The sequence below is a fragment of the Anaerobacillus alkaliphilus genome (genome assembly GCF_004116265.1).
Classification (GTDB): Bacteria; Bacillota; Bacilli; order Bacillales; family Anaerobacillaceae; genus Anaerobacillus; species Anaerobacillus alkaliphilus.
Genome location: NZ_QOUX01000045.1, coordinates 57,813 through 76,653 on the forward strand (window position 1 = coordinate 57,813; position 18,841 = coordinate 76,653).

Here is an 18,841-nt window from a genome sequence, read left to right on the forward strand (position 1 = left end):
ATTGACTGTGTAATACTAAAACTGCTCCTGAAAAAGAAAGTGAGGGATGACGATGACTGATATGAATAACAACATGAACAACAATAGGTTCAACAACGGAAGATTTAACAACAATGGAACAATGAACAACACCAATCAGGATAATCGATCTCTTCGTTTGGAGAATGAAGAGAGAGACGAAAATCCAAATGGTGTAACATCCGCTGATTATCCTATTGGTGATCATCGAGAAGAAACAGCAGCTGAGTTTGCACCTCAACGCGGTTTCGTTGGAGAGCGTCCTTTTGCTGAAAATGTTGATGAGGAGATTGAAGCCGACAGGGACAATGAAGTAACTGAAGGAAGAGGAGTAGGGGCATTTGCCATTGTACTCTCAATTATTTCTTTGTTCTTCTTACCTGTGATTTTAGGAGCAGCAGGTATTATTGTTGGGTTTATCGCTCGTCGTAACGGAGCAACTGGTCTTGGAAACTGGGCTATTGGTATCGGTGCAGTTTCAATTGTCTTGACGTTGTTTTTCTCACCATTTTTCTAATGTGACAACAGGTACAAAATAAAGAAGAGGCAAACTTTTGATAAGTTTGCCTCTTTTTGATCTATATATTATTTTTTGCCATTTTTTCAGCAGCAATAAGATCAATTTCTTTTTTTAGTTCTTCGACCATAATGGCCTCAGGTACCTTTCGGACAATTTCACCATGTCTGAATAACAATCCTTCGCCTCTCGCACCAGCAATTCCAATATCAGCCTCTCGAGCTTCACCAGGTCCGTTTACTGCACACCCGAGTACTGCCACTTTAATTGGTGCTTTAATCTTCGAAATATAATCTTCAATTTCATTTGCAATACTAATTAGGTCAATTTCAATACGTCCACAAGTAGGACAAGAGATAAGTGTTGCTGCATTGGCAGCAAGGCCAAATGATTTTAACAATTCTCTGGCAACTTTTACTTCTTCAACCGGATCGGCACTTAATGAAATACGAACTGTGTTACCAATTCCCATGTGAAGTAGGACTCCAAGACCTGCTGCACTTTTGATTGTTCCAGCAAATAATGTTCCTGACTCAGTAATTCCTAAATGAAGAGGATAGTCAAATGCTTTCGCAGCTTTTTCATACGCTTCAATAGCCAAATTGACGTCAGATGCTTTCATCGAAACTATGATGTCATAAAAGTCTAGATCTTCAAGAATTTTTATATGATGAAGAGCACTTTCCACCATCCCATCTGCAGTAGGATAGCCGTATTTCTCAATAATTCGCTTTTCTAACGACCCAGCATTTACGCCGATACGGATTGGAATACCTTTTTCTTTTGCTGCTTTAACGACAGCTTCTACTTTTTCTCGTCTTCCAATATTTCCAGGATTAATTCGAATTTTATCAGCGCCGCCTTCAATTGCCTTTAAAGCGAGCTTGTAGTCGAAGTGTATGTCAACTACTAAAGGGATATTAATTCTTTTTTTAATTTCGCTAATTGCTTCAGCAGCTCGCATATCTGGGCAAGCAACACGAACAACCTGGCAACCAGCTTCTTCTAATCGTAATATTTCAGCAACAGTAGCTTCTACGTCATGTGTTTTTGTTGTTGTCATACTTTGAATGACAACTTCGTTATTACCACCAATTGTTAATGGACCTACTTTAATTGGCTTCGTTTTCGTTCTATGAATAATTTGGGTCATCTTTGAAATTCGCCCCTTCTAATGGTAAGAATTTAGAAACGTAAGCATGAGATATTTTTACTTAAGTTCAAAATTACTTTCATTTTATCAATGAAGAGGAATGTTTGGCAAGAAGGAAGTAGATAATTATTTTCGGTATACTGGAAAATAGTAAGCTTTACCAGTTTGTATTTTACTTGCATTTGTACCAGGATTTAAGGTTTCGAAATCCAAAACAATTTGCTGAATTGTAGCATTAACAGGTTCTCCATGGAGTTCCTCGACGATGGAAAGTACCGTGTATCCTGGTTCAACGACGATAAGCTCTGCTGGTATTTGGAATGTAGTTTGCTCAGGAACTTCAATCATAGGGCTAGTTTCTGCTGCAAAAGTACTCGTGGGTAACGTACCAATTTTAAGGTCAAAATAAATGCTATATATAGAAATTAGTAACAAAACTGGTATTAGTAACTTTTTCATAAATTTTAATCCCCTTTGTTATTTTTTTAATAGGCTGTTTTCGCAAAGTTTGTTGCTTTCGTAAAAATCCCAAAAGCCGGATTTTTACACAAATTACTAAGAATTTACCATTAATTTAGTAAGTACTGCTCTTTTCTTACATAATTTATTGGCTCATATCTCCATCTAGGTATTTACCCGATTATTTTAGGATAAAAAAGCCACAATGTTTACGAAAAGAGCCTTTTAATAAAAAATAGAATGGACAAGCTGTTAATTCAACGTATGCTTGTCCAACTACCGATATGACCATTTTTTAGTTTTTGTATGAAAGAAAGTTTGAACAAAGGGTATAAAAGCGAAATGTTACATAATATAAGATCTAATTGCGAGAAAAATAGGACAAAGGTCACTTCTTATTTCATTAGAAAAAGTGTTCTATTACAAGTAATATGTTTTATATTAAAAGGTCTATGGAAAGGAGTACATAATGAAAAAACTATCCCTGCTTATATTGATAGGATTTTTTAGCTTGTTTATTCCTAGTGCAGCATTAGGAGATGCTGTAGTAGGGGAGGTAATTGTAACACTAGGTGAGAATTTATCAGTTGACCAGCAAAGACTACTTCTTCAAGAAATGGATGTTGCTGAGGATGTACCAATTATTTTTGTTACAAACCAAGAAGAGCATCAATATTTAGGAAATTATATTAGTAAACAAAAAATTGGAACTAGAGCAATCTCTTCTGCAAGAATTACCATGTTAGAAGCTGGTGCAGGAATAACCGTCCGAACCAACAATATTGATTGGGTGTCTGAGGGGATGTATGCAAATGCCTTAGTTACCGCGGGTCTAACAGATGCAGATATATATGTAACAGCACCATTTAAAGTTTCTGGTACTGGTGCCTTAACTGGCATAATCAAAGCCTATGAAATTTCTGCTGAAATTGAAATTCCTGAAGAACAAAAACAAGTCGCTAATGAGGAAATGGTTAAGACTGCAGAACTTGGTGACCGCTTCGGATTTGAACAAGCAACAGAATTAATGACTAGAATTAAAGAAGAAATTGCGAAAAATCCAGTGACAACTGATGCCGAATTGCGTGACTTAATTCTAAGAGTAGCAAAAGAACTTGGGATTACTTTGACTGATGAGGAATTGAATGGTTTAGTTTCCTTATTTAATCGCATGAAAGACCTAAATATCGATTGGAACCAAGTTCAAAACCAAATAGGAAAAATTCGTGACAACTTAGGGGATTTCTTAAGTAGGGAAGATACACAAACATTTATTGGTAAGTTTCTTGAAGTTATCTCGGAATTAATTAATGTAATTAAAGGTTGGTTTACAAAAGGGTAAACCATAAAGAGGGTCTACTTCTAAAAGAAGTTTGACCCTCTTTTCGAGTTCAAATAATTTTAGTAACCAGTATGATAAACTTTAAGCATATGTAAACAATAATGATTAAATAGAAATCTTTTTGGTTTCAAATTGTTTAAAAGAAAAGCTAGTTTTCTGGTTAGTTTTATGACCTTTATTTTTGGGTATATTGACTTTTTTCAAAATTACACCACCTCTTTAGCTAGTATGCCATCTATGTTTCAAAACATTAATAAATTTTTGAAACAAATTGTAATGCTAATACGTAAGTAAGAGTAAAGAAACGTTAATTTCAAAGGAGTGATAAAAAGATGGATATTCTAAATATAGCAAGTGTAGGCTTTTTAGTCGTATTCATAGGATCACTATTTTTATTTGGTGAACTTCTTGTAAAAGTTAAAGGTTTATTCGCAATTATTGGCATTGGCATTATGGCCATGTATTTTTCGTTTCATATTACAGTAGGATCTGGGATGGGTTTATGGGTTGCTCTTCTATATATTTGTGGGATTTTCTTAATTGTAATCGATGGAAAATTCATTACAGATGGGACAATTGCCATATTAGGAATTTTCTTAATGATTTTAGGGATAGCCATTCCTACACCTAGCATTGTTTATGGCTTTCTTGTAGCAATGGCGCTAATATTAGGCGCAATCTCTTCAAGTTTTTTTATTAAAGTTTTTCCACCAAGAAATATATGGTCAAAAATGACCCTTAAAGATCGCTTAACAGGAGATTTGGGCTATAACTCCTTAAATGCATCTTATAAGGATTTAGTTGGAAAAATAGCAATAACTGCAACACCTTTTCGGCCAATTGGTACAATTGAACTAGATGGGAAATTCTATAGTGCTACGAGTGATAGTCAATGGGTAGATGCCAAAACAAAAGTTGAAATTATTTCTGTTGATGGAACAAGAATTGTTGTAAAAAAAATAGATAATGAAAGTAAAAACGAGTAGTGCCCTTGGGCACTACTCGTTTTTTTAATACTTATCAAGCGAATCTTGTTTTTCTAATTCTTCTTGCTTGGGTTTAGGTATTTCTTTAAAGATTAAGTAAAGCATAATTACTGCCACTACCCAATAAAGAGTAAATGAAATTGGAATTTGGATACGTAAAGCATCTGTAACTGCAAAGAAAACAGTTGGTAGTGTTACTGCATATGCAGATAATATCCAAATTTGTTTATAGGATAAAGTGGCTTCCGAAGTTTTCTTCATAATTAATCCAAATAAGGTTAATACGAAAATACCAATAAACTTTAATGCTGTTAAAACTAAATATAAGATCAATACGATCATGCTAATAATTAAAGGAAGGAGATCTACAACTGTTTCAGTTAGTTCTTCCACTTGTTGCTTACTCATATTAATATTACCTAGATCACGATAGCGAAATGATTCAGCAACACCTTCAGATACTAGCACTGCTTCGGTTTCTAATAAGGCTAGTACATTATTGTAGCGGTTTTCAATTTCAGCTTTTGTCAACGTCCCCGTTGTATCAAAAATAACCATATCACCATTTTGAGTAAGATAGATCGGCTCTTCGATGTCAGAAATTAAAATACTGTTTCTAAGTTCAAAGTCAGGCAGCTCATCCCTAAGATCAGCTTGAAATTGTTGTACTGTTGTTGATATCGTTGTTGCTAGTTGATAGGCTGTAATCGATGTAGTAATAAGCATCAACACGAAAACATACAGTATTGTTTTTCCTATTCCTTGAAAACGGAATTTAGCGACAGTTGGTGGCGAATAAATGCTTTTAATGAATTGTTGGAAAATATTCATTCTCCTACTCCTTTTTATAGTTTATTTTCTATTGTAAGAATCTTAGACTACGGTATATTTTACAGAAAGTTTAACAGCCTAACAAGTACACATTATTGAATCAGACATGTTTTTAAAGCGCGAGTAGGTTTACACTTTATTCATAAAGGCTGTTTTCGCAAAGTTTGTTGCTTTCGTAAAAATCCCAAAAGCCGGATTTTTACACAAATTACTAAGAATCCACCACTAATTTAGTAAGTAATGCTCTTTTCTTACATAATTTATTGGCTGATATCTTCATCTAGGGTATTTTTCCGATAATTTTAGGATAGAAAAGCCACAATGTATACGAAAAGAGCCTTCATAAAAGCCAATAAAGATAAATATTCGTTAAAATCTTTACAAAATCTTTACAAAACGTTAATGTTTTTTCAACAAAAAACAAGTATGCTTGTTAAGAATTGTCGAAAAAAGAAGAAAACAATTGAAGGGGCGAATTTTTTTGGATATTCAACAAATACTGTTCATGTTTTTTGGAGGTCTTGGGATTTTTCTATTTGGAATTAAATTTATGGGAGATGGCCTTCAAAAAGTAGCTGGAGATAGACTAAGGGACATCTTAGATAAATTTACATCAAATCCGGTAATGGGAGTAATTGCGGGTATTATCGTAACTGTTGCTTTACAAACAAGTACAGGAACAACTGTTTTAACGATTGGATTAGTTAATGCAGGCTTTATGACGCTAAAACAAGCAATCGGGGTTATCATGGGTGCCAACATTGGTACAACAGTTACTGCATTTATTATCGGTTTTAAAATACAGGCATATGCTTTACCGATTATCGCGGTTGGGACATTTTTTATCTTTTTCATCAAGAATAAAAAAGCACAAAATTATGGACAAGTTATCTTTGGTTTTGGAGCTTTATTCTACGGTCTAAGCTTAATGGGGGATGCGATGAAGCCGCTTCGTACTCTTCAGGCCTTTATGGACTTAACAGTTAGCATGAGTGACAATCCAATATTAGGTGTCGTAATAGGTACAGTGTTTACCATGATTGTACAGAGTTCTTCAGCTTCAATTGGATTGTTACAGACCTTGTATGATCAAGGAGCCATGGATTTATGGGCAGCTTTACCTGTTCTATTTGGTGATAACATTGGGACTACGATTACAGCAGTTCTTGCATCTTTAGGAGCTTCAATTGCAGCTAGGAGAGCGGCATTAACACATGTAATCTTTAACTTAATCGGAACTGTAATCATTTTAATTATATTAACACCATATACACATTTCATTGCGTATATAGGTCAAGCACTTGAACTTAATCGTCCTATGCAAATTGCATTTGCACACGGAATATTTAACTTTGCTAACGTTCTAATTCAGTTACCATTTGTTGCTGTCTTAGCGCTAATCGTCACGAAAATAATTCCAGGTAAAGACTCAGCGATTGAATATAAAGCACAGCATTTAGACCCGCTGTTCATTCAGCAGTCACCTGTAATTGCCCTTGGACAAGCGAAAAAAGAAGTTATAAGAATGTCTGAATTTGCTGAGCAAGGATTAATTGAAGCTAGTCAATACGCCAAAAATAATCAAAAGAAACATGCAGAACTGACTGTTCAGTTTGAAGATGCTATAAACAATCTTGATCGAAAAATTACCGATTACCTGATTTTAATTTCTGCTAAATCTTTATCAGCAGCAGATTCAGAACTTCATTCCATGTTAATGGACACCGTTCGTGACATCGAGCGAGTTGGTGACCATATGGAAAATATCGTTGAATTAATCGATTATAAAATAACGAATAAAGTAACAATTTCAGATAAAGCAATGAGTGATTTGGACGAAATGTTTAATCTAACTATTTCAACATTACAGCAGGCGATTAAGTCACTTGAGAATAATGATATTATTGAAGCCCGCTCAGTGTTGTTAAAAGAAGAAAAAATTGACAAAATGGAAAGACAATTACGTAAAAATCATATCTTACGTATCAATGAAGGAAACTGTACAGGTTCAGCTGGTATCGTGTTTGTTGATATAGTAAGTAATTTAGAACGTATTGGCGATCATGCTGTTAATATTGCTGAAGCAGTTATCGGAGAAGAAAATCTTTAAGATAGCAACGAAAGTGCCTATACTATTAGGCACTTTTCTTAATCAGGAGATATAAATCGAAAAAAAGTTGTAAAATACCTTGAAATGAAAAAAATATTGTGATATATTTTTCTTTGTCACTAGATTATAACTTAACAAGGATTACTAAAAGGTTAAAAAAGTGTTTGACATATTTGATGCCTTCATGGTAATATAAATCTTGTCCTTAATTTTATTCCACAGTAGCTCAGTGGTAGAGCAATCGGCTGTTAACCGATCGGTCGTAGGTTCGAGTCCTACCTGTGGAGCCATATATGGCGGCGTGGCTCAGCTGGCTAGAGCGTACGGTTCATACCCGTGAGGTCGGGGGTTCGACTCCCTCCGCCGCTACCAATTTTATCTATTCACTTTCACCTATGGCGGTTGTGGCGAAGTGGTTAACGCACCGGATTGTGGCTCCGGCACTCGTGGGTTCAATTCCCATCAATCGCCCCATATTTAACGTTATTAATAGCTTGGACCCTTAGCTCAGTTGGTTAGAGCTACCGGCTCATAACCGGTTGGTCGTAGGTTCGAGTCCTACAGGGTCCACCATTGAATTACGGAGGAATACCCAAGTCCGGCTGAAGGGATCGGTCTTGAAAACCGACAGGCGGGTTAAACCGCGCGGGGGTTCGAATCCCTCTTCCTCCTCCATACTACATAATTTAACGATTTATATGTTCAGTAAGATATGAGCATATAGGTCGTTTTTTATTTTATAACGACATAATTAATAAAAAAAGTGAGTTCCTTAGAAAACAAAGGTACTCACAGCATAAATATATAATTAATTGTTTTAAAAATAGATTTCAATAATAACTTATGTGATCAAATGACGATCTGGACGTCCTGAATAAATATCCAAACAATGACACCGAGTATTATGCAATAAACTGCGAAATATGAAAGTTTGGTCCGATTAACCATTGAAATTAACCATTTTATACCAACAATTGCAAATAAAAAGCTAGCGATAAAAGCAATTGTTGTTTCAAAAAAGTATTCATTAAAGAATAATGGGGACATTTCCGGTATTTCTACAATTGATATACCTACTATCAATGGAATAGATAGCAGAAATGAGTAACGAACTGCTGTTTGTTTATCTAAGCCACACCAAAGTGCAGTAACTAATGTACTACCCGCTCTTGATATTCCAGGTAAGACCGCTAATGCTTGCCCAAAGCCAATAATCACTCCATCTCTCCAAGTCATTTGTCCTGCTGTACGTTTTCCTGGTTTTACTCCGTGCTCTATCAGAATAAGAAACAAGCCAGTAACAATTAGAGAAGCGCCGATAGTTGTGGTATTCGTCATATTATTACCTAAAACATCTTCGAAGAGCTTACCTAAAACGGCTGTTACTCCCGTTGATAAAATTAGTAACCAGCCAAAGTGAAAGTGAACTTTCTTCTCATTTTGTCTTGATAGCAAATATGAAAAAAAGCCTTTGACTATGTCAGAAAGATCTTTTCTAAAATAAATCGTTACAGCTAATAGTGATGCGAAATGTAGCAATACCTCAAACTCTAATTGATTTCCTTCTACATGTATGCCTAATATCTTTTGAACAATAATGAGATGTGCTGAACTTGAAATCGGTAGAAATTCGGAAAGTCCCTGTACAACCCCTAAAATAAGTGCCTCTATCCAATTCATTCTGTTTCTCCTTTCGTTAAGCCATCATTTAGGCCTGTCTTTACATGTATAAAAGAAAAACGAAAAAAAATGCTAAAAAATTCATCATGAATTGGTTATTTGTGGGGTACTGTATACAAGGGAATAATTTTAACGCTTATCGATTCTATGTAAGCTAAATATTTGATTGGTAGGGGTAAATCTGCTAATGTATAATTGACAGTTAGCAACTGTTGGAAAAAAAACATGAATTGTGAATGTTGATTTGTAAATTTTGAATTGTAAGGATCTATCGATATAAACTTCAGTTCAAAATGAACAAATTCTAACTTCATAATTACATAAGCTTACCAAAATTAAAGGAGGAAATATTAATGGCAAACTTTACTTTACCAGAATTACCTTATGCATTTGATGCACTTGTTCCACACATCGATGAGGAAACAATGAAAATTCATCATGGTAGACACCACAATACTTACATCACAAACTTAAATAATGCGTTAGAAGGTCATGCTGATTTGGCTGAAAAAAGCTTAGAAGACTTACTAAGTAACTTAGATGCACTTCCTGAGAGCATTCGTACTGCTGTTCGCAACAATGGTGGTGGACATGCGAACCATACATTATTTTGGGAGATCTTATCTCCAAATGGTGGTGGAGCTCCAACAGGAGAATTAGCTGATGCTATTAACTCTGCTTTTGGAAGCCTTGATGCTTTTAAAGAAGAATTCGCTAAAGCTGCAACAACTCGTTTTGGGTCCGGTTGGGCTTGGTTAGTTGTCGATAATGGTCAATTAACTATTACAAGCACTCCTAACCAAGACACTCCAGTAATGGAAGGTAAAACTCCTGTATTAGGTCTTGATGTATGGGAGCATGCTTATTACTTAAACTATCAAAACAAACGTCCTGATTACATTTCAGCATTCTGGAATGTTGTAAATTGGGATGAAGTTTCAAAGCGTTATAACGCTGCTAAATAAAAGTGTTTTAAGGAGACTACTCAATTAGAGAAAGTCTCCTTTTATTTTTGAGCAATTAACAAAAGCTGCTTTTTCCATTTAATTAGTATAACGACTCTTAATTAAGACAAACTAGCTATGAGATGTTAAAGGGGAGTCGCTAATGAAAACAATTTTCAAAAAATTTCTTGGTGAGGTAGAAGTAAATCGTGATTTAGGTCTGCTTTTAGTTATTGGTGGACTATATGCGCTGAGCATCGCCTTATCGAATACATTTGTAAATGTTTACTTATGGAAGCAGTCAGGTGAATTTACCCATATTGCTCTTTACAATTTAGCATCAGTAGTAATGCAACCTCTAACTTTTATACTAGCTGGTAGGTGGGCAAAGAAAATTGATCGTGTCATCGTTTTACGGCTAGGAGTATCCTTCCTATCCGTTTTCTTTTTTACTGTTTTGTTTCTAGGTGAAAAAGCAAACAGTTACTTATTACTCTTGGGAGCATTAATTGGGATTGGCTTTGGATTTTATTGGCTTGCATTTAATGTATTAACGTTTGAAATTACAGAGCCTGAAACTAGGGATTTCTTTAATGGATTTCTCGGACTACTTACATCCTTTGCAGGAATGATTGGACCAATTTTAGCAGGCTTTTTGATTACAAGCATGGAGAAGTTTACAGGATATAAAGTGATCTTCGCTATTTCATTAGGACTATTCGTAGTCGCTGTAATCTTGAGTTTCTTTCTGAAAAGAAGACCTGCTACAGGAGTCTTTGATTTTAAGCGGATACTAGCTGAACGAAAGAAAAATGCGAACTGGAAGCACATTTTGCATGCTCACTTTTTTCAGGGGTTACGTGAAGGTACATTTGTATTTGTAATCGTTGTCTGGGTGTATATTGCAACAAATAGTGAGTTGGCAATAGGAACCTATGGTTTAGTTGCTTCAGCAGTTTCGTTTGTGACCTATTACTTAGTTGGTCGTTTTATTAAGCCTCATCTTCGAAAGAAAGCGATCTTACTTGGTGGTATAGGTTTATACCTAGCGATTTTCTTAATTATTTTTGATTTGACATTTACAAAACTGATTATCTACGGGATTGTCATTTCCTTGTCATACCCAATTCTATTGGTTCCATATATTTCTCTTACCTATGATATCATCGGTAAAGGGTGGAAGGCTGCAGAAATGCGTGTTGAGTACATTGTAGTAAGAGAAATATTTTTAAATGGTGGGCGTATTACCTCTATACTACTATTTCTGTTAACCGTAACAATTTTTAATGAGGAGCAAGGAATTCCAATGTTACTGTTGTTCCTTGGAGCAGGTCATTTAATCATATCCCTGTTCGTCCGTCATATTAAGGTAGATACACCAAGTGAGGGTGGAGAAGAATATACCTTACCAAGAAATAAAAAACAAGGTGATGGAGATAACGATGGGTCACCTATATAATGAAGTGAATAAGTGTAGAATGTAAAATGAAGAATTCGAAATGAATAACATGATAAAGTTGGAAATTCTCGATTTTACAATCTAAGTTTATGGCACCTTTTGGAGGTGCCTATTTTTCTGTTTTTTAGTATAATGGATAGGGTATTACGGATCTTTAGAAAGAGGGGAACTGGTTCATGAGTAAAAAGAAGAAAAAAACACATATGCCGGTTCGGTTAAATATACTGTTTTTTGTTGTGTTTTTATTATTTTCGGCATTAATCCTTCGCTTGGGTGTAGTTCAAATCGTAAAAGGTGAAGACTACCAGCGGAAAATTGACAGAACTGTAAATGTTATCTCAAAGAATGATGCACCTAGAGGATTAATGTACGATCGTTATGGGCATGTTGTTGTAGATAATGAACTGGTCCTTTCTGTTACTTATACTAGCAGAAATACCTCTAATGATGAAAAACTTAGAGTTGCTAGACGTTTAAATGATTTTATTGATGTTGAAACAACAGCAATAACAGAAAGGGATAAAAAGGACTATTGGTTACTGACACGTCCCGAAGAAGCAAAAGAACTAGTCACTAGAGAAGAAATGAATGAGTTAAATAATGATCATATGAAGATCTATCGTCTTCAATTAGATCGGATAACAGATAGACATTTAGCACAGATTTCTCAAGAAGAGATGGAAGTTCTTGCTATTAAACGAGAATTTGACCGTGGCTATGCCCATTCCCCGCAACGGGTAAAAGTTGATGTCACGTATGAAGAAGCTGCAAAAGTTTTAGAACATTTGCATGAGCTTCCTGGAGTTGATATCTTAAGAGACTCGAAAAGAAAGTATGCCTATGGTAATACATTTTCTTCATTTTTTGGAAACGTAGGGCAAATCCAAAGACCGCTAATTGATCATTATTTAGCTAGAGGCTATGACCGCAGTGATAATGTTGGAACGAGTCAGTTAGAGCAGCAGTACGAAGATGTGTTGAGAGGCAAGAAGGCAGTTGTTGAGCATATACTAGATGGATCAAGGAAAATTGTAGGTCCGCCTCAAGAGAAGTTGGGAGAGCGTGGAAAAGACTTAGTTTTAACTGTAGATATGGAATTACAGCAAGCTGTCGAACAAATAGTCATAGAGGAAGTCGAGCGAGTTAAAGCGAACCGTGGCTTTCATGATAATGGTACAGCTTATGTTGTACTAATGGATCCTGCTACAGGAGAAATATTGTCCATGTCTGGATATGACACGTCTAGACCTTTTATGAATGATGATCTAGGAGTAGTCAACTATGCTTTTGTTATGGGTTCTGCCGTAAAAGGCGCTAGTGTATTAGCTGGTTTTGAAGCTGGCTATGCTCACCCAGGAAAAATTTATCATGATCGACCGATTCAAATTGGAAATACAACAAAAGGTTCTGTTGGTGGTAGATCTTTTGGAAACATAAACGATTTAACAGCACTAGAACGTTCTTCGAATGTATATATGTTTGAAATTGCTATGGCGTTTGGAAATTATCATTATGCCTCAAAACGAGGTGGTGGTCTCAACGACCGTACTAAGGGTTTTCATCAAATGAGGTATTTCTTTAACCAGTTTGGTCTTGGTGTTAAAACTGGAATTGATTTACCAAATGAAGGAACTGGCTATAATGGTGGGGTGCAACAATTAGGGCATTTACTTGACTTTAGTATCGGACAGTTTGACACTTATACACCAATGCAAATGGCTCAATATGTATCGACAATTGCCAATGGTGGTTATCGTATTCAGCCTAGACTTGTCCGAGAAATACGACAGCCAAGTATTGTCGAAAATGAACTAGGAAATATTATAAAACAGTTTGCTCCAAACGTATTAAACCGTGTTGATATGACTGATGAGCAAATTGAGCGAGTTCAAGAAGGGTTTCGTCTTGTTGTCCATGGGAACCAGGGGACAGCTAGGGGGTTTGCAAATAAGCCTTATCTAGTTGCAGGGAAGACGGGTACTGCACAGGTTACGTTAAATGGTGAACGATTAAATAATCATATTTTTGTAGGGTATGCACCTTACGATAATCCCGAAGTTGCTTTTGCAGTGATTGTTCCCAATCTTTATATTCGTGACAGTATAGGAAGACCAGCAATTGCCATTTCAGAGAGAGTTTTAGATACGTACTTCCACCTGAAAACAAATCGCGGATCAAGAAATATTGTTGATGAACTAAACGAATTTGATGGATTTGATGAGGATGTAGAGGAAGAGGAAACAGAAACAGAAACAGAAACAGAAACAGAATAAAAATAAGGGGCTACCAAGTCAGACGAGGTAGCCCCTTATTTTATTCTCTCTTCTCATTATAGCCTGCAGTTAATATGGCAGCTAAAAAGGCCGCAACTACTACAAGAATGAGTAGTGTCTTTGGATAATCTACCGCATGTGTAAATTTCATAATGACTAGATAATGAACGGGAATAATTAAAAAAGCAAAGATAGTAACAATCACAATTGCAGCTACTTTCAAATAGTAAACTCCTTTCATGCATTTGTATCGTTAGTGTTTACTATTTCCTGTTGTTTTAACAATTGTGAAAGGTAGTAGTTACGTTAGTTTTTCAACAATTTCCTCTAGTGACATATCTGATGCGAGCGTATAATCGCCAGCCTTTATCTTTGTTTCTAGACCTTTTTGTTTCAAATAGCTTTCGAAATTTTCTTTACTAGTAATCAAACCTTTTTCTTCCAGTAATAAAGCAATGCTACTACTACTCGTACCTGGTTCGATTGTAAAAAATACTTCCTTAACGACAATTCGTTCAATAATCTTCTCAGAGTTTGGTTCATTGTCAATTTCAACAGTTTCTCTGTTTGCTACTTGGTCAAGTAATTTTTCATAATCAATCAAATCAAGAACGACTAATCCATTTTTTGCAATATATTCTTCTATGTCTTGATCCGTAATAGCTCTTGTCTTTTCTTCACTTGGTATTTCTATTTGTATAGTAGTATTATCAGAATAGTAGAAATTAAATGCAAATACTAACGTGGTTAACAGTATTCCAGTAGCAATTCCTTGTAAAGTTTTCTTGGTCATCTTTCTCTCCTTTCTTACATTGAAGCAAAGTTATTTACGCATTACCTAAAATTTCATTGATCGTATCAATAGGTAATCCGGTCATTTCTTCAATTTCTTCGAGAGAATAACCGTCTTCATAGTAAGATAAGATTTGATCGCGATCTATGTTTGGTTCTTCTTTATTTGTAAAATAGCGCTCATCTTGCCCAATTAAAATCTCTTCCTCAAGGACATTAATTTTTTTTCGTAATTGATATATTTCTTGCATTAATGTAATCGAGAAATTTTCAATTTGTTTTTCAACATCCTTATTACGATCTTTCTTAAAGAAAGAAACAACATACAGAATAATTGATAAGGATAATAAAGCCATAATTGTAGTTTCCATTGATGTGTACCTCCTTAAAACAATACTATTCATTTATATCACAAAAACTAAAAATAACAAGGCTTGCTTAGAAAATGGATACATTTTGCAGTTTCGATTATAGAAATCCTCATCCGGCAGTCTTATAAAGAGATCACAAGTATCTATACGGAGGAAGTTGTCGAATTAAGGGGGTGGTAAAAATATTTGAAAGTGGAATATAGAATAACTTTGTCGTATTAAATCTAGTAAATGTCTTTTATTTTCACTTTAATAAGAATATATAACGTTTGGAAAAAAATAATAAGGTCTACACCCAATAGTTATCTAGCATAGACATTATTCTACAAAATAGACTTCTTGTTGCCTGATTATATCGAATGTAAGATGTAAGTAGATTATTTTTTTATACATACTTATCCTTTAAATAAATACACATGATAAGTTAACTACCTATAGAATACTACCTGAGGTGAAAGTGTTTGATTAGTGAAATTGTTACATTAAGAAATGAAGGATTTTCAATAAAAGAGATCGCCGATGAATTAAATCTTACGATGGGCAAAGTTCGCTATCAATTGAGAGAATTTGATAACAATATTCAGCATAACAAAATTGTAGTTAGGCAGTTCCATGAACATAGTAGTCAATGTACATTAATGGTCCGGTCTCCATACTCACTGTTTTGTTACTGGGAAATATCTGACAAGAAAAGGCATATGGTAAAACACCACTTGAATGATGAGTGGGGATCCTTTGATTTGCAACTAAGATTGTATGATGTTACGAAAATTAATTTTAATGGGCATAACGCACATTGTTTTCAAGACTATCTGCTACCTAGAGAAAGTCAGCAATGGTTCTTTTATGATTTAAACCCAAATCGAACTTATTGCGTAGACATCGGGGTAATTACAAGAGAGAAAAGGTATTTCTTCCCTTTCATTCGCTCAAATACCATGGCTACCCCTCACTTAAATGACGATCAGAGAGGGCTTTCTACGTCAGCTGACTTACAATGGAAAGAAGGAATTAGGAAAGAACCAGACTGGTTAGAAGGATTTAGTAGTTATTCCTATTATGAGAAACTTAAATGAGTGGAGCGAGTAAACTTGATAAATGGTTATTTCTCTTTGGTGCTACATGCACATTTACCATATGTAAGGCACCGTGAGGCAGAAAGACTTGAAGAACATTGGCTTTTTGAGGCTATGACAGAAACGTACATTCCATTGATTTGGGCTTTGGAAAAACATCAATTTAGAAAAGCGTTAACCATTTCTTTTTCAACTCCACTAATGGAAATGCTTACTGACTCACTTATGCAGAGGAGATTTTTACATTACATTGAAAAGATACAACTCCTTTTGGAAAAAGAGTCAAACCGTGAAGAACAAGTTTATGAAGAGTTACTGTTAGTAAACTTTTATAAGGATCGTCTGAAAAAGATAAAGCAAACGTTTTTAAAATACAATCAAAATCTTTTACAAGCATATCGTGAGTTAATGGAAGAAGAAAAAATTGTTTGTATATGTAGCTCGGCCACTCATGCTTTTCTACCCTATTTGCAAACACAAGAAGGGCTCAAAGCTCAAGTGGTCCATGGGATAAAAACATTTGAAAAACACTTTGGTAAAGCTCCAAGGGGCTTTTGGTTGCCAGAATGTGCTTTTACCCTGGGAATTGATCGGGTGCTATTTGAGGAAGGTATTCGTTATACTTTTGTTGATGAACAAGCACTGAAAAATGCTAGTCCAGGCCCTACAATATGTTCAGGAAAACCAATTTACTCACCAAATGGGATTATGCTATTTCCTAGGAATCAGAAGATTTCTAATCAAGTATGGAGTTCAATAGATGGATATCCAGGTGATTTTGATTATCGCGAATTTTATCGTGATGTTGCTTACGACCGTGATTGGGAGTACATTAAGCATTTTATGCATTCAGATGGAATACGTTTTGACACAGGTTTAAAGTATCATCGAGTTACAGGAGCTACTGAAGAAAAAGATTTTTATCATCGAGTGAATGCTCTTAACAAAGTGAAGGAACATAGCGACCATTTTATTGAAACGCTAAAAAAAGAACTTCTATTTAATGAGAAGAAAGGCAATCTTCCCTACCTAATTATGGCTCCTTTTGACGCAGAACTATTTGGCCATTGGTGGTTTGAAGGCCCAGACTGGCTAGAAGAAGTATTAGTAAGAGGAACTCAGGAACAATTCTTCTTCTCACCAGAAGAATATGTAGAAACACATTTTCAACAGATTGATACGGGGTACGTGTCATTTTCCACATGGGGCAGAAATGGATATGGCGAAGTGTGGTTAAATGAAAAAAATAGTTGGATTTATCCTAAGCTTCATAGAATTGAAAAGGATCTTATTCATTTAATTAGTATATACAAATGGGATGGTGTTATTGTCGAACGTTGTCTAAAGCAAATGGTTCGAGAATGGATGCTAGCAACTAGTAGCGATTGGCCATTTATTATTGATGGTGAAACTGCTACTAAGTATGCCAAAAATCGAATTCAAGAGCATCTTCATAGATATGAGAAATTAAGAGAGGTACTCGTTACTCAAAAAATTACACAAGAACTAATAACTGCGTATGAAGCTGACTACCCTTTTTTAGATGACATTTTCTTGGAACTACTAATCTCTAGACATGATCAATACGTAATTAGTAAGTATAGGTTAAAAGAGTCAGAGTTAGCAAAGCGAAGAGTTTTGATTTTAGCATGGGAGTATCCACCCTTGGTGATTGGAGGGTTGGCAAGACATGTCTATGATTTATCTAGAGCACTCTCTGACAATGGTTGTGAAGTTCATGTAGTGACAACTACTGCTGAAGACGCTCCGGAATATGAAGTAACTCAAGGTGTGCATATTCATCGGGTTAATGGATTAGAGCCTCATGCTAGTGAATTTTATCATTGGGTAGGTGGGTTAAATATCGCTTTTATGGATTACGTGTTTGAATTAGCTAAAGTTATTGAATTTGACGTAATTCACGCCCATGACTGGCTTGTTTGCGTTGCAGCCAAAGCAATCAAAGAGCATTTGGAAATACCCATAGTAGCAACAATTCATGCAACCGAATATGGTAGAAATGGTGGTATTCATACTGAGTTGCAGCAAGAGATCTCGCATAAAGAATGGGAATTGACCTATGAAGCAAGTAAAGTCATTGTCTGTAGTAATTACATGAAAGAACAAGTTAAAGAGGTTTTTCAGTTACCTGGAGAAAAAATAGAAGTCATCCCTAATGGTGTTGATATAGAAATGGTTAAAAGCAGTAAATCAGATTGGAAGCAGTGCTTTGGGACAGAAGAAGATATCTATATTTTTTCAATTGGAAGAATGGTCAAAGAAAAAGGATTCCAAACCATTATAGATGCCGCACCGTTAATTATCGAAAATTATCCAAATATCAAATTTATTATTGCTGGGAAAGGTCCTCTCTTACAAGATTATCGGAGACAAATTGTCGAAAAGGGTCTCGAAAAAAATGTCTACTTTATTGGATTTATTGACGACCAACTTAGAAATGAAATGTTTCATGGTTGTGACATTTGTTTATTTCCAAGTTATTATGAGCCATTTGGGATCGTAGCATTAGAAGGAATGATCGCTGGAAAACCAACGATTGTTTCAGAGACAGGCGGTCTAAGTGAGATTGTGACTCATGAAGAAACAGGTTTAACTATTTATCCAAATAATATTGAAAGTTTAACAGCTCAAGTAATTCGTTGTATTGAGGAACAGGAATTAAGCAAGAAAATTTCTATTAATGGAAAAAGGCTAGCTGAAACGAACTATAGTTGGGATTCTATTTCGAAAACGACAATGAAAGTTTATGAAGCGTGCTTAGTAAGATGGAATAAACAGTAAAGTTGTAGAAACTATTCAGTAGGAATGG

The 18,841-nt window shown here is 35.3% G+C and carries 16 protein-coding genes and 5 tRNA genes; 14 read left to right on the top strand and 7 right to left on the bottom strand.

The window, feature by feature from the left end:
* Nucleotides 1-121 precede the first annotated feature (121 nt).
* Nucleotides 122-535, top strand: coding sequence for a DUF4190 domain-containing protein (locus DS745_RS14400; protein ID WP_241657839.1), 414 nt, complete (start codon nucleotides 122-124; stop codon nucleotides 533-535).
* A gap of 61 nt (nucleotides 536-596) precedes the next feature.
* Here DS745_RS14400 and ispG read toward each other — a convergent pair whose 3' ends face one another.
* Together ispG and DS745_RS14410 are read right to left on the bottom strand one after the other, a co-directional pair.
* Nucleotides 597-1,688 carry a flavodoxin-dependent (E)-4-hydroxy-3-methylbut-2-enyl-diphosphate synthase gene (ispG, locus tag DS745_RS14405; RefSeq protein ID WP_129078944.1) on the bottom strand — a complete coding sequence of 364 codons (1,092 nt, stop codon included), beginning with the start codon at nucleotides 1,686-1,688 and terminating at the stop codon, nucleotides 597-599.
* A 126-nt stretch (nucleotides 1,689-1,814) separates the two neighbouring features.
* On the bottom strand, nucleotides 1,815-2,147 hold the full coding sequence (locus DS745_RS14410; protein WP_129078945.1) for a hypothetical protein: 333 nt from the start codon (nucleotides 2,145-2,147) through the stop codon (nucleotides 1,815-1,817).
* Between the two features lie 469 nt (nucleotides 2,148-2,616).
* Between DS745_RS14410 and DS745_RS14415 the strand changes: the two genes are divergently transcribed.
* Together DS745_RS14415 and DS745_RS14420 are read left to right on the top strand one after the other, a co-directional pair.
* On the top strand, nucleotides 2,617-3,489 hold the full coding sequence (locus tag DS745_RS14415; RefSeq protein ID WP_129078946.1) for a DUF1002 domain-containing protein: 873 nt from the start codon (nucleotides 2,617-2,619) through the stop codon (nucleotides 3,487-3,489).
* 332 nt (nucleotides 3,490-3,821) lie between these two features.
* Entirely contained in the window at nucleotides 3,822-4,475 is a 654-nt protein-coding gene (locus DS745_RS14420) for an NfeD family protein (protein ID WP_129078947.1), read from the top strand.
* Nucleotides 4,476-4,499: 24 nt separating this feature from the next.
* Here the strand turns inward: DS745_RS14420 and DS745_RS14425 are convergent, their stop codons facing one another.
* Nucleotides 4,500-5,306, bottom strand: a complete 807-nt coding sequence (locus DS745_RS14425; protein WP_129078948.1) for a DUF1189 domain-containing protein — start codon at nucleotides 5,304-5,306, stop codon at nucleotides 4,500-4,502.
* Between the two features lie 481 nt (nucleotides 5,307-5,787).
* Between DS745_RS14425 and DS745_RS14430 the strand changes: the two genes are divergently transcribed.
* The 6 genes from DS745_RS14430 (at nucleotide 5,788) to DS745_RS14455 (ending at nucleotide 8,091) form a co-directional block, all read left to right on the top strand.
* Complete coding sequence (locus DS745_RS14430; protein WP_241657831.1) at nucleotides 5,788-7,416, top strand: Na/Pi cotransporter family protein; 1,629 nt, start codon at nucleotides 5,788-5,790, stop codon at nucleotides 7,414-7,416.
* A gap of 215 nt (nucleotides 7,417-7,631) precedes the next feature.
* Nucleotides 7,632-7,706 (top strand) — tRNA-Asn (locus tag DS745_RS14435).
* A 5-nt stretch (nucleotides 7,707-7,711) separates the two neighbouring features.
* Nucleotides 7,712-7,788: transfer RNA gene (locus tag DS745_RS14440), tRNA-Met, on the top strand.
* Between the two features lie 26 nt (nucleotides 7,789-7,814).
* Nucleotides 7,815-7,890, top strand: a tRNA-His gene (locus tag DS745_RS14445).
* Nucleotides 7,891-7,912: 22 nt separating this feature from the next.
* Nucleotides 7,913-7,989, top strand: a tRNA-Ile gene (locus DS745_RS14450).
* 9 nt (nucleotides 7,990-7,998) lie between these two features.
* Nucleotides 7,999-8,091: transfer RNA gene (locus DS745_RS14455), tRNA-Ser, on the top strand.
* A 174-nt stretch (nucleotides 8,092-8,265) separates the two neighbouring features.
* Here DS745_RS14455 and uppP read toward each other — a convergent pair.
* A complete protein-coding gene (gene uppP, locus DS745_RS14460) occupies nucleotides 8,266-9,096 on the bottom strand; it encodes an undecaprenyl-diphosphatase UppP (RefSeq protein ID WP_129078949.1) in 831 nt (276 codons plus the stop codon).
* 353 nt (nucleotides 9,097-9,449) lie between these two features.
* On the opposite strand from uppP, the gene DS745_RS14465 reads away from it, so the two are divergent.
* The 3 genes from DS745_RS14465 to DS745_RS14475 all read left to right on the top strand — a co-directional run bounded on the left by DS745_RS14465 (nucleotide 9,450) and on the right by DS745_RS14475 (nucleotide 13,772).
* A complete protein-coding gene (locus DS745_RS14465) occupies nucleotides 9,450-10,061 on the top strand; it encodes a superoxide dismutase (RefSeq protein WP_129078950.1) in 612 nt (203 codons plus the stop codon).
* Between the two features lie 142 nt (nucleotides 10,062-10,203).
* Nucleotides 10,204-11,499 carry an MFS transporter gene (locus DS745_RS14470; RefSeq protein ID WP_129078951.1) on the top strand — a complete coding sequence of 432 codons (1,296 nt, stop codon included), beginning with the start codon at nucleotides 10,204-10,206 and terminating at the stop codon, nucleotides 11,497-11,499.
* Between the two features lie 176 nt (nucleotides 11,500-11,675).
* The gene (locus DS745_RS14475) at nucleotides 11,676-13,772 is read left to right on the top strand and encodes a peptidoglycan D,D-transpeptidase FtsI family protein (RefSeq protein ID WP_129078952.1); all 2,097 of its coding nucleotides are present in this window, start codon (nucleotides 11,676-11,678) and stop codon (nucleotides 13,770-13,772) included.
* Between the two features lie 40 nt (nucleotides 13,773-13,812).
* Here DS745_RS14475 and DS745_RS14480 read toward each other — a convergent pair whose 3' ends face one another.
* The 3 genes from DS745_RS14480 to DS745_RS14490 form a co-directional block, all read right to left on the bottom strand.
* Nucleotides 13,813-13,995: a hypothetical protein gene (locus DS745_RS14480; RefSeq protein WP_129078953.1), complete on the bottom strand. Its 183-nt coding sequence runs from the start codon at nucleotides 13,993-13,995 to the stop codon at nucleotides 13,813-13,815.
* A 78-nt stretch (nucleotides 13,996-14,073) separates the two neighbouring features.
* A complete protein-coding gene (locus DS745_RS14485) occupies nucleotides 14,074-14,565 on the bottom strand; it encodes an endolytic transglycosylase MltG (protein ID WP_129078954.1) in 492 nt (163 codons plus the stop codon).
* Nucleotides 14,566-14,599: 34 nt separating this feature from the next.
* Nucleotides 14,600-14,935 carry a hypothetical protein gene (locus DS745_RS14490; protein ID WP_129078955.1) on the bottom strand — a complete coding sequence of 112 codons (336 nt, stop codon included), beginning with the start codon at nucleotides 14,933-14,935 and terminating at the stop codon, nucleotides 14,600-14,602.
* A gap of 461 nt (nucleotides 14,936-15,396) precedes the next feature.
* Here DS745_RS14490 and DS745_RS14495 point away from each other — a divergent pair, with 461 nt between their 5' ends.
* Together DS745_RS14495 and DS745_RS14500 are read left to right on the top strand one after the other, a co-directional pair.
* The gene (locus DS745_RS14495) at nucleotides 15,397-16,011 is read left to right on the top strand and encodes a DUF4912 domain-containing protein (RefSeq protein WP_129078956.1); all 615 of its coding nucleotides are present in this window, start codon (nucleotides 15,397-15,399) and stop codon (nucleotides 16,009-16,011) included.
* Nucleotides 16,012-16,026: 15 nt separating this feature from the next.
* On the top strand, nucleotides 16,027-18,813 hold the full coding sequence (locus tag DS745_RS14500) for a 1,4-alpha-glucan branching protein domain-containing protein (RefSeq protein WP_129078957.1): 2,787 nt from the start codon (nucleotides 16,027-16,029) through the stop codon (nucleotides 18,811-18,813).
* Nucleotides 18,814-18,841: the final 28 nt, after the last annotated feature.